10 protein-coding genes and 1 pseudogene are annotated in these 10,823 nt (G+C 58.3%); all 11 read right to left on the bottom strand.

Annotation, left to right across the window (positions count from 1 at the left end; all coding sequences use genetic code 11):
- Positions 1-1,275: pseudogene (locus LIO98_RS13905) on the bottom strand (hypothetical protein); the annotation flags it as partial.
- A 324-nt stretch (positions 1,276-1,599) separates the two neighbouring features.
- A complete protein-coding gene (locus LIO98_RS13900) occupies positions 1,600-1,731 on the bottom strand; it encodes a hypothetical protein (RefSeq protein ID WP_291958451.1) in 132 nt (43 codons plus the stop codon).
- A gap of 304 nt (positions 1,732-2,035) precedes the next feature.
- Positions 2,036-2,989, bottom strand: coding sequence for an ornithine carbamoyltransferase (argF, locus tag LIO98_RS13895; protein ID WP_291958448.1), 954 nt, complete (start codon positions 2,987-2,989; stop codon positions 2,036-2,038).
- Positions 2,990-3,110: 121 nt separating this feature from the next.
- Positions 3,111-4,346, bottom strand: coding sequence for an arginine deiminase (locus LIO98_RS13890; RefSeq protein WP_291958447.1), 1,236 nt, complete (start codon positions 4,344-4,346; stop codon positions 3,111-3,113).
- 168 nt (positions 4,347-4,514) lie between these two features.
- Positions 4,515-5,561: a (E)-4-hydroxy-3-methylbut-2-enyl-diphosphate synthase gene (gene ispG / locus LIO98_RS13885; RefSeq protein WP_291958444.1), complete on the bottom strand. Its 1,047-nt coding sequence runs from the start codon at positions 5,559-5,561 to the stop codon at positions 4,515-4,517.
- A gap of 13 nt (positions 5,562-5,574) precedes the next feature.
- A complete protein-coding gene (gene rseP, locus LIO98_RS13880) occupies positions 5,575-6,621 on the bottom strand; it encodes an RIP metalloprotease RseP (RefSeq protein WP_291958441.1) in 1,047 nt (348 codons plus the stop codon).
- The gene (locus LIO98_RS13875; RefSeq protein ID WP_291958438.1) at positions 6,622-7,779 is read right to left on the bottom strand and encodes a 1-deoxy-D-xylulose-5-phosphate reductoisomerase; all 1,158 of its coding nucleotides are present in this window, start codon (positions 7,777-7,779) and stop codon (positions 6,622-6,624) included. It lies immediately after the preceding gene.
- 3 nt (positions 7,780-7,782) lie between these two features.
- Entirely contained in the window at positions 7,783-8,634 is an 852-nt protein-coding gene (locus LIO98_RS13870) for a phosphatidate cytidylyltransferase (RefSeq protein ID WP_291958435.1), read from the bottom strand.
- A complete protein-coding gene (gene uppS / locus LIO98_RS13865) occupies positions 8,603-9,292 on the bottom strand; it encodes a polyprenyl diphosphate synthase (protein ID WP_291958432.1) in 690 nt (229 codons plus the stop codon). Before uppS ends, LIO98_RS13870 begins: the two co-directional genes overlap by 32 nt.
- A 16-nt stretch (positions 9,293-9,308) precedes the next feature.
- Complete coding sequence (locus LIO98_RS13860; RefSeq protein WP_291958429.1) at positions 9,309-9,971, bottom strand: uracil-DNA glycosylase; 663 nt, start codon at positions 9,969-9,971, stop codon at positions 9,309-9,311.
- Entirely contained in the window at positions 9,968-10,810 is an 843-nt protein-coding gene (locus tag LIO98_RS13855) for a hypothetical protein (RefSeq protein WP_291958426.1), read from the bottom strand. The genes LIO98_RS13860 and LIO98_RS13855 overlap by 4 nt, the downstream gene beginning before the upstream one ends.
- Positions 10,811-10,823: the final 13 nt, after the last annotated feature.

Raw genomic sequence — 10,823 nt, 5'->3', positions numbered from 1 at the left:
ACCGGAGGCCGAAACGTCGCCGCCGCTGTGGACGTTGTTGGTTATCGTGCCGTTGTTGTATCCCGCGATACCGCCCGCGCGGTTGGTGGTGGAGCCACCGGAGGCCGAAACGTCGCCGCCGCTGTGGACGTTGTTGGTTATCGTGCCGTTGCCGTTGCCTCCCGCGATACCGCCCGCGTTGTTCTGTGCGGAGCCGCCGGAGGCTGTGACCGTGCCGCCGCTGTGGGCGTTGTTAGTTATCTTGCCCATGTAATCGTTGTCTCCCACGATACCGCCCGCATAGCTGTAGGAGCCGCCGGAGGCCGAGATGTCGCCGCCGCTGTGGGTGTTGTTTGTTATCGTACCGCTGTAGTGGAGTCCCGCGATACCGCCCGCGTAGCTGTAGGAGCCACCGGAGGCCGAGACGCTGCCGCTGTGGGCGTTGTTTGTTATCGTACCGTCGTTGCGTCCCGCGATACCGCCCGCGTTGTTGAAGTTGCTGCTGCTGGAGGCCGAGACTCCGCCGCCGCTGTGGGTGTTGTTGGTTATCGTGCCGTAGTTGTATCCCGCGATACCGCCCGCGTAGTTGGCGTTGGAGCCGCCGTCGGCCGAGACCCCGCCCTTGTTGGCGCAGTTGGTTATCGTGCCGTCGTTGCGTCCTGCGATACCGCCCGCGTTGTTTTCGGAGCCGCCGGAGGCCGAGACTCCGCCGCTGTTGGCGTTGTCCGTTATCGTGCCGCTGTTGATTCCCGCGATACCGCCCGCGTTGTTCTGTGCGGAGCCACCGGAGGCCGAGACTCCGCCGTTGTTGGCGCAGTCCGTTATCGTGCCGTAGCTGAGTCCCGCGATACCGCCAGCGAGGATATAGATTTTATCTGTATTGCTGCTGATGTCAACGCTGACGACGCCGCCGACGGTGAGGCCGCGGATATCGGCGCTTTGGCCGGCGAGGCCGAAGAAGCCCGCGGCGAGGTTGCCATACTCATCCGCGCTCACCACGTCGGCGACGATATAGCCGCTCACGGTGAAGCCGCCGCCGTCGAAGCTGCCAGCGTAGCCGTCGGGGGTCTTGGTCGTGTATTGACCGATCGGGGTCCAGTGCGAGGGACTGCCGCCCTCCGAGAGGTCGATGTCTTTTGTGAGTTTCGCGTTAATCTCCGCGCTGACGGTGTTGACCGTATCACGGAACCAGAGGAGATGGCCCGGTTCGGAGAGCAGATAGACGCCATGGTCGTCCGAGGCCGGTGCCACGGGGGCTATCGCCGCCAGCGCGGCGGAGGGCGCGGCGAGCGCCATGAAGAGAAGCAGGAGTAAAAAGGCCGCTAGCTGTAACTTACGATTAGTCTTATGGGGGGGGCAACCGTAGTTACTTTTATGCCCGCACCGCCGGTAGATTCGTGCATTGTCTTGACCTCCTTGATGGATATATTCATTTTATTATAAAGTAAAAATGTAAAAAAAGATATTTTATAACAATATATCAGTATGGGTTTTATAGAAAAAGAGTTGATGTGTGGTATGTGGTGGGAGGGAAGGTAAGAGACAGATCATGGTTTAGCTTCGACAGGGTAAACGATAAATTGCGGTTTAGCTTCGAGTGGGGAGAAGATTAATAGCGGTTTAGCTTTTGACTTTGCCCTTAAAGGCGCCCTCTCTGAGGGAGCTCCCCGCAAAGCGGGGTGAGGGAGAGTTGACCTTCGGTTCTCCCGCGGCTTTCGCCGCGGGCTCTGTATGGCGCGCTTTCCGCGCCATACAGAGCAACACTCCTTCCGTCAGCCGCCAAAAACGGGCGGCCGACACCTCCCTCAGAGAGGGAGGCTACAAGAACAAAAACCGCAATTTATCTTTTTCCCCTCTCGAAGATAAACCGCAGTTTACCGCTTTCCCAACCCAAAGGAAATCGTAATTTACCGCTTTCACTACCCGAAGGAAATCGGCGTTTAGACGTGCTGGATGCTAAATAATTTGCCCCCTGAGTACCGGAGCCGTATTTTCATACGGCGAGGACACTCAGGGGGCAGGTTATGACGCAGACGGCGCGTATAAACGCCGATTTCTAGAAGTTGCCGATGCTGGCGACCATCACCGCTTTGATGGTATGCATACGGTTCTCGGCCTCGTCGAACTGCCTTGCGTGGCGCGACTCAAATACCTCTTCCGTCACTTCGTTGCCCTTTACAGCGGGGAGGCAGTGCAGGAAGATGACGTCGTCGTTGCCGGTGGCCTCGATGAGCTCTTTGTTGACCTGATAGGGTTTGAGCAGAGCCTTGCGCTCGGCGGCCTTCGCCTCTTCGCCCATGGAGGCCCAGACGTCGGTGTAGATGGCGTCCGCGCCTTTGACGGCGGTCTTGGGGTCGTCGGTGACGGTTATCGTCGCGCCGGATTCGCAGTCTTTCGCGATCTGCTCGCACTCGGCGACGAGGGCGGGATCGGGGAAGAGCTCTTTCGGCGAGCCGACGACGAAGTGCATGCCCATCTTCGCGGCGCCGATCATCAGCGAGTTGGCGACGTTGTTGCGTCCGTCTCCGACGTAGACGAGCTTGATGCCCTTGAGGCGGCCGAAGTTCTCACGGATGGTGAGGAAGTCGGCGAGCACCTGCGTCGGGTGGTAGTCGTCGGTGAGGCCGTTCCACACGGGGACGCCGGCGTATTTCGCGAGGTCCTCGACGACCTGCTGGCTGAAGCCGCGGAATTCGATGCCGTCGAACATGCGTCCGAGGACGCGGGCGGTGTCCGCGACGTCCTCTTTGTGGCCGAGCTGGATGTCGTTTTTGCCAAGGTATTCGGGATGCCCGCCCTCGTCTATAGCGGCGACGGTAAAGGCGCAGCGTGTACGGGTCGAGGGCTTCTCGAAGATGAGCGCGACGTTTTTGCGCTCAAGGAGGTTGCCCTTGATCCCGGCGCGTTTTTTGTTCTTGAGATCTGCCGAGAGGTCAAGCAGATAGTTGATCTCCTCGGGGGTATGGTGCTTTAGCGAAATAAGATGGCGGTTACGAAGATTCACAGGCATAGATGATTGCTCCCTTCAAGTTTGATATTTCCTTTATTTTAAGTTGTATATTTTACCGTTTTTTAGAAATTTGTAAATAGCTTTTTATTGGATAATTTAATTTTAACTATATTTTACAATTCTATATTGGCAGCCTGTTGAGCGGCATGGACATGCAGCGCGGGCCGCCGCGTCCCCTGCCGAGCTCCGGCCCTTCGAGCTCAAGGACCTCTATTCCATTGTCCCTGAGTATCTTTGTGGCGTTGATGTTGCGGTTGTAGGTGACGACTTTGCCAGGGGCGACGGCGAAGGTATTGCAGCCGTCATGCCACTGTTCGCGCGCCATCTCTGCCTTGTCGCGCGCCGTCATTTTGATGAGACGCAGGCTGTCGTAGCCCAGCGCGTTGGCCACCGACCGCTGCCAGTTTTCTTTCTGTTCCAGGCTGACGAGCCGTCCATCGTCGCTGTAGTCGAGCTGCCATACTTTGAGCGACTCGAGGATCGGCGGGTAGATACAGAAGGCGTCGCGGTCGACCATCGTAAAGACGGTGTCAAGATGCATGCAGTAACGTTCTTTGGGAATCTCAAAGGCGAAGATGCGCTTAATCGGGGTGCGCGAGGCAAGGTTGCGGCCGATACGCTGAACGGTGGTCGGCGCGGTGCGCTGCGATACGCCGATGGCCATGGTGTCGCCGGAGATCACGAGCAGGTCTCCGCCCTCGACCTTCTGCGGCCATACTTCGTCGGGCGCGTCTCCGAATAGTATCTGCATTCCTTTGAATCTGTGGTGGTGGCCGACGATGTATTTCCAGTAGAGCGGCTCAATGCGGCGGGCCTCAAAGGTCATCTGTCCGATTATGATACCGTTTGCCACGGTGATTGCCGGGTCGCGTTGGAAGTAAAGGTTTGGGATGGGGTGGATGATAAAATCACTGCCGTTGTCAACGGATGAAACTAAGCTCAAATTGCATTTGCAGATCTCTCTGACCTCTTTTTTGGTGTAGCCTTCAATGAGATGATCCGCCAGCTCTTTTGACGGTATGTTCATCAGCTCTGTTATGAAGGCCTCCGAAAGTCGTCGGTCAAGGCACTCGAACCTGAATACATCCTTAATAAGCTGCTCGCGGACCGGTACGGAATCCATAACCTGCGCGAGGCAGTCGCTGAAGTAGAGGACCTCGGTCCCCTCTTTTCGCAGTATTTCGGCAAAGTTGTCATGCTCTTTCTGTGCCTGCGCGAGCCAGAGAAGGTCGTCGAAGAGAAGCTCGTCCATGTTCTCAATGGTAAGCCGGTCGATCTCCTTGCCGGGCCTGTGAAGCATCACCTGTCGGAGCGGCCCTGTCTCAGAGAATACACTAAATTGGCTTTCCTGGTTCATTTTTACACCTCCTAAGTTTTTATTAAAACTTATGTTGCAATATATTTTTTGCGCTGAGAAGGTAAAAAGTTTGAAATACCAACACTACATGACTATCTTATATTTTTATCCCCATTTCGTCAACATGTTTTTTCACAAAGGATAGTTAAACTTTATATTTGTCTAAGTTTAGTAAATCACAATCTGTTCGCGGATGATTTTTTCAAAATCTTCCATTTCACCGCGGCAGACGAAGGCGCCTTTTTTGAAGACGATGAAGCCGTTGGGGCTTCCGGCGACGCCGAAGTCGGCTCCCGAGGCCTCTTTCGGTCCGTTCACCTCGCAGCCCATCACGGCGATGGTCATGCCGTTGTTTGCCGTCGGCGGTATGACGGCGCGGAGTTTTTCAACGAGCACGGCGACTTCAATACGGCGGCGGCCGCAGGTGGGACAGCTGACGAGCTGCCAGCCCCTGCTGCGCAGTCCGAGGGCCTGAAGTATGTTGTAGCCCGTTTCGACCTCTTCTTCGCCCGGAGAGGTGAGGCTGACGCGGATGGTGTCGCCGATCCCCTGCGCGAGCATCAGGCCGATGCCGACCGCGCCCTTGACGATCCCCGAATTGCCACAGCCGGCCTCGGTGATGCCGATGTGGAGCGGGAAGGGCCAGCGATTGGCAAGTATGGCGTTCGCGCGCGCCGTCTCCTTCACCGAGGAGGATTTCGCGGAGATTATGATATCTTCAAATTTGTTTTCCAGAAGCATTTTGAGCTGTTCTTCGACGGCCAGTACGAGCGCCGCTCCCCTGTCGCCGCCCGATCTCTCAAGCTGGGCGTTGTTGAGGGAGCCGCCGTTGGCCCCGATGCGTATGACGGCCCCCAGGTCTTTCGCGGCGGCGGTCACCTCGGCAAGCCCGGCGGAGCCGCTCATGTTGCCGGGATTAATCCTGATGGCCCGGCAGCCAGCCCTGAAGGCCACGAGGGCGAGCCTGTGGTCAAAGTGGATGTCCGCCATGAGCGGCAGAGGGCTTTTTTTGATGAGTTCCGCGAAGGGCGCGGCGAGAGATTCTTCCGGCAGCGCCACTCTCGCGAGCTCACAGCCCGCGGCGGCCAGTTTCGCCGTCTCCGCCGTGCCGCCCGCGATATCCGTGAGGCGTGTTTTCAGCATGCTTTCGACGCGCACCGGCGCGCCGCCTCCGATTTTCAGCCCTTCGATAGAGACGCTCTTTCTGCTGCCCATGGCGAATCAGCTCCTACTGTATCAGTCTGTAGATGTCTTTGCCGGTGACGAGGAAGATCAGCGCGAGCAGGATGATGAAGCCCGCGTAGTGTATCATAGTCTCCACTCTCTCCGGTACTTTGCGGCGCGTCACCAGTTCCACGAGGATGAAGATTATCCGCCCGCCGTCCAGCGCCGGGAAGGGCAGCAGGTTGAGCAGGCCGAGGTTGAGGTTTATCACGCCGAGGAAGGCGATGAAGGTCCAGAAGCCCTCGCGGAAGGCGTCCCCCGCCATCGTCGCAATGCCCACGGGGCCGGTGACGTCGGCCTTTATCTGTCCGGTGAGCGCCATCCATAGGCCGCTCAGTATTTCCACGCTCATCTTCCACGAGTAGGTGAAGGCCGTGCCGAGCGCCTTCAGGATCGGGGATTTTTCGTGAGAGGGCTGTACGCCGAGCAGGCGGCCACCGGCCTCTTTGTCTACCGGCACGTCGACCGTGAAGTTTTTCTCCTCACCGCCGCGGTCGACGGTGATTTCAAAACGGTCTCCATTTTTGTCTTTATTCTGGATGTTTTTTCTGATATCCGCCCAGTTTTTAAGCTCTTTGCCGTCGATGCTCCTGATGACGTCGCCGCTTTTGAGCCCGGCGCTGTAGGCCGGGGTGTTTTCCATGATGTTTCCCAGTTTCGGCGTCTCCATGTTGTAGACGCCGTAACCGCTGAGGTAGGCCGCCGTCAGCAGCCAGGCGAGGGCGATGTTTACCGAGGCCCCCGCGCCTATGATCAGGATGCGCTCCCAGGGCTTTTTATTGGCCAGCGAGCGTTTGGGGTCGTAGTCCGCCGGTTTTTCTTCTCCCTCTTCTCCGGCGTCCTCACCCTCAAGCTTCACAAATCCGCCGATGGGAAAGGCGCGGAAGGAGTACTGCGTCTCGCCCCTGCGCCGGCTCCAGAGCACCGGCCCCATACCGAACGAGTACTCGTGTATCATGACGTCGCGGAAGCGGGCCGCCCAGTAGTGGCCGCCCTCGTGCGACATCACGCATATTCCTATTACTATCAGAAACGAAATGATACTTATCAATTATCTGTTCCTCCGGTCTCTGCATATCTTATCCGCCATCTTTTCGCCCGCTTCGATGAGGGCGACAGCCTCTTCAAGCGTCCGCGGCGTTTTTTCGCCGCAGGCTTCAAGCACCTCCGAGATGATCTCCGCGATGGCCCGGTATGATATCTCGTGATTGAGGAAATGTCTGACGGCGCTCTCGTCGGCTCCCACAAGCAGCGCCGGGTAGGCTCCTCCGAGCCGTCCCGCCTCGCGCGCGAGCGCGAAGCAGGGGAAAAGTTTCTCGTCTATCTCACGGAAGCAAAGCTCCCAGTCCCCCGGCTCGATTGGCGGCAGGGCATTTTCGGCCAGCGGCAAGCGCCTGGGCCAGGCGATGGCCGCCGCCGCGGGCAGTCTCATATCCGCCTGCGAGAGCAGCAGCCTGACGGTGCCGTCGATGAACTCCGCCATCCCATGTACCTGAGAGCGCGGATGTATGAGCGCGCCGACCCTTTCCGCGGGCAGGCCGAACAGCTGCATAGCCTCGATACATTCGATGCCCTTGTTCATCAGCGTGGCGCTGTCGACGGTGATTTTCGGCCCCATCTTCCAGACGGGGTGATTGAGCGCCGCCTCCGGCGTCACCCCTTCCATCTGCGCGGCGCTGTAGTCACGGAAAGGGCCGCCAGATGCCGTGAGCCAGATACGCGAGACCTCCTCTTTCGGAGCGTCGCGCAGGCACTGCCAGACGGCGCTGTGCTCGCTGTCCACAGGGCGCAGCTGGTCAGCCCGCTTTATTAATGGCATCACCCAGGGCCCCGCGACGACGATGCTTTCTTTATTCGCGAGAGAGACGTCGATGCCGCGCGTAAGGGCCTTTTGCAGCGCCTTGATCGCGGCGACGCCCGACGAGGCGAATACCGCGTGGTCGACAGAGGGCTCCTCCACCATCTCCGTGAGCCCATCGACGCCGGAGAGGCAGGTAAAGCCCTCTTCGCGCCAGTTTTTATCTTCCGGCTCCGTGAGGCAGAGCAACTTCGCGCCGTGCCTTCGGCCAAGCTCCGCCAGCTTTTTCGCGTTGCTTTTGGCCGCCAGCGCCCTTATCTCAAATAGCTGCGGGAAGCGGGCGCAGATGTCAAGTACCGCGCCGCCGACGCTGCCGGTGGCTCCCGTTACCGCAAGCCGGATCTTTTTCATTTTTTATCCTACCAGCTCAAATATGACGAACGCAAGCGTACCATTGACGAGAATGCTGTCAAATCGATCGAGCAGGCCGCCGTGTCCTGGAATTATCGAGCCGGTGTCTTTGACGCCGGCCTCGCGCTTGAGCACCGATTCGCCAAGGTCGCCGAGCTGTCCCGCTATCCCGCAGAGCAGCCCCATCAGCAGCAGCGGCATCGGCGGGAAGGAAAAGAGGAGCGCCAAGAGGCCGCCGCACATGAAGCTCGCCGCCGCTCCGCCGAGGAAGCCCTCCCACGTCTTGTGGGGGCTGACCTGGCTGCAGAGGAGATTCCTGCCCAGATGGCTGCCGACAAAGTAGGCCGCGACGTCGCAGCTCCAGGTGCAGAAGAACAGCGTGATGAGGAACATCGCGCCGAGCTCGCGCGAGCGTATCAGGATCATGAAGGACCACGGCAGCACGACGTAGGCGATACCGGCCACGGTGGCTCCCATGGTCACGAGCGCGTTGCTTTCTCCCGAGACCTGGCGCTTCAGCACCTCAAGAAAGAGCGCGATGAAGGCTATCGCCGAGATTGAGCAGAGGATGGTCGCGATGCTCATGAGGCCGAAGGCCGTGCCGAGCAGGATAAAGAGCCCGGAAACCATGATCAGCGCCGGCGAGGTGCTGAGCTTCGCCGACTGCAGTTTGTAGAACTCCCAGAGCGAGAGCATCGCGATGAGGATGACGATCGCGCTCCAGACGTGTCCTCCGAGGACGATTCCTCCAATTACCGCCAGTACGATAAATATGCTGCTGAATGCCCGCAGCTGCAGGTCGGGGCTGGAGCGGAAAAATTCTTTAAGCTTTTCCATAACGGCGTTCTCTTTCATAGTAATCTTTGACAGCCTCCTCAAGGTCTTCTTTATTGAAATCGGGCCAATATTTGTCCGTAAAATAGTATTCACTGTAAGAGCTTTGCCAGAGCCAGAAGTTACTGAGGCGCAGCTCGCCGCTGGTGCGGATGATGAGGTCTGGATCGGGTATGTCGGGCAGGTAAAGGTTCTCCCGCAGCATCTCCTCGGTTACCGTTGTCTGTGGATTTTGGGTAGTTATTTTATTTATGGCGTCTATAATTTCTTTGCGTCCGCCGTAGTTTAAACAGACAATAAGCTGGCGTTCCGTGTATTTTCCCGTTTTTTCCTCGGCGCTGCGCAGTATCTGCCGGATGTCCTCCGGCAGCGCCGCGAGGTCTCCCGCGAAGCGCATACGGGTCTCCTCTTTGCATAGTTCGTTGAGTTTTGAGCTCATATAGTAGCGGAAGAGCCCCATGAGGCCGAGCACCTCGCCCTTGGGGCGCTTCCAGTTCTCCGTCGAGAAGGCGTAGAGCGAAATATAGGGTATCCCGAGCTCCTTCGCGGCGCGCACGGTGCGCTCCACGGCCCGCACCCCGGCATGGTGGCCCATGACACGCGGCAGATGCCGGGATTTTGCCCAGCGCCCGTTGCCGTCCATGATGATCGCCACGTGTTCGAGTTTTTTCTTTTCCATGTCGTTGTCGTCTGTCCTAGCCGAATTTGATGCCGCTTATCGAACCGGTCGCCTTGACGGCGTCCCACTGGCGCTTGACCTCCTGGATGTCCAGCCAGGTCAGGTGTTTGGGGCTGCCCTCTTTGGAGCTGGCGTTGCGCAGCAGATAGCTTGGATGGAACATCGGCATGACGGCGATCCCGTGCCATTCAAACCAGCGTCCGCGGAGTTTCGTAATGCCCTCGCTCGTCTGCAGTATCCAGCGCGCGGGCGTGTTTCCGAGCAGCACCATCAGCGCGGGGTTTATCAGCATTATCTGGGTCTGCAGGTGTTTGTCGCAGATCACCGTCTCCGCGGGCGTCGGCACGCGGTTTTCCGGCGGCCGGCATTTCACGATGTTCGTTATGTAGACGTCCTTGCGGCTGATCTCCGCCGCGGTGAGTATCTGGGTAAGAAGCTGTCCGGCCCTGCCGACGAAGGGCAGACCCTGCGCGTCTTCGTCGGCTCCGGGTCCCTCGCCGATAAACAACAGCTTTGTATCGGGGTCGCCGTCGCCGAAGACGACTTTGGTCCGCGTCTCCGCGAGCGGACAGGCGCGGCAAGCGAGGGTGTTGGCCTTCGTCTCCTCCCAGAGTGTTTTTTTCATCGCCGCCCTCTCTTCGGGGGTCAGCTTAAGCAATATGTCTTCGTTTGCCGTCATATTTGAACCTCCGCGATAATTACGTCTACAGTTTTTACGTCGAGCCCCGTGAAGTAGCGCAGGCTCACCGCTATGCGTTCTTTTACCAGGTTAGCGATGCTGAGGAATTTTTTATCGCCGAGCGTGACCGTAAGTTTCATCTCAATACGAATCGACTCCTCCTCTTCGGGGCTCACTTTGACCTCGTTGACCTTAGCGACCTGCGCCGTACGGCTGGCGATAAATGAGGCGAGCTCCTCTATGGCCTCCGTCTCGATATGGACGTTGCCGTAGAAGCTGAAGGGCGGCCGCACGATTGTCTTCTCTCCCTCATGTTTGTCTTTCGACTTCCAGAATACGCGCAGCTGGCCGACGAGTTTGCCCGCGAAATTCTTGCGCACGAGCACGTGGGAGACCGGTATGACGTGCTGCCCCTTGCTGAAACGTTCACGGCGCGCCTTCAGTATCTCCTCCGGCGTCGCGACGTCCTCTATGTGGACTATCTGCTCCGGCACGGGCAGTTTTAGCTTACGCAGTATCCGCATCGCCATGTTGTCGGAGGTGGCGATGACCATCACGGAACAGGGAGCGGCCGAGCGGAAATAGTCGATGACCTCTTTGCGGTGGTCGTCGAACTCGAAGATGGCGCGCCTGATGGCGCTCACCTGGTTCCTCTCCGACTTGGCGCTCTTGCCGCAGACGATGCTGCCCTTATGGATAACGAGTCCGTCGTCTATTATGTAATCGGCGTCGACCAGCGAGGCGACGAGCTGGGCCCTCTGGCTTTTGCCGGTGCCCGCCGCGCCCACGAAGGCGGATGTTTTTACATTTAGTATCAGAGGCTGTCTGTCTTCAGCCATACCGCACACTCCT

The sequence above is a fragment of the Cloacibacillus sp. genome, assembly GCF_020860125.1.
In the GTDB taxonomy this organism is placed as follows: Bacteria; Synergistota; Synergistia; order Synergistales; family Synergistaceae; genus Cloacibacillus.
This window is presented reverse-complemented; position numbering and strand designations above follow the sequence as displayed.

Coding starts and splice junctions, on each gene's coding strand:
- LIO98_RS13900 (WP_291958451.1), bottom strand. CDS start 1,731: ATGGCGCGGAAAGCGCGCCATACAGAGCCCGCGGCGAAAGCCGCGGGA.
- argF (WP_291958448.1), bottom strand. CDS start 2,989: ATGCCTGTGAATCTTCGTAACCGCCATCTTATTTCGCTAAAGCACCAT.
- LIO98_RS13890 (WP_291958447.1), bottom strand. CDS start 4,346: ATGAACCAGGAAAGCCAATTTAGTGTATTCTCTGAGACAGGGCCGCTC.
- ispG (WP_291958444.1), bottom strand. CDS start 5,561: ATGGGCAGCAGAAAGAGCGTCTCTATCGAAGGGCTGAAAATCGGAGGC.
- LIO98_RS13875 (WP_291958438.1), bottom strand. CDS start 7,779: ATGAAAAAGATCCGGCTTGCGGTAACGGGAGCCACCGGCAGCGTCGGC.
- LIO98_RS13870 (WP_291958435.1), bottom strand. CDS start 8,634: ATGAAAGAGAACGCCGTTATGGAAAAGCTTAAAGAATTTTTCCGCTCC.
- uppS (WP_291958432.1), bottom strand. CDS start 9,292: ATGGAAAAGAAAAAACTCGAACACGTGGCGATCATCATGGACGGCAAC.
- LIO98_RS13860 (WP_291958429.1), bottom strand. CDS start 9,971: ATGACGGCAAACGAAGACATATTGCTTAAGCTGACCCCCGAAGAGAGG.
- LIO98_RS13855 (WP_291958426.1), bottom strand. CDS start 10,810: ATGGCTGAAGACAGACAGCCTCTGATACTAAATGTAAAAACATCCGCC.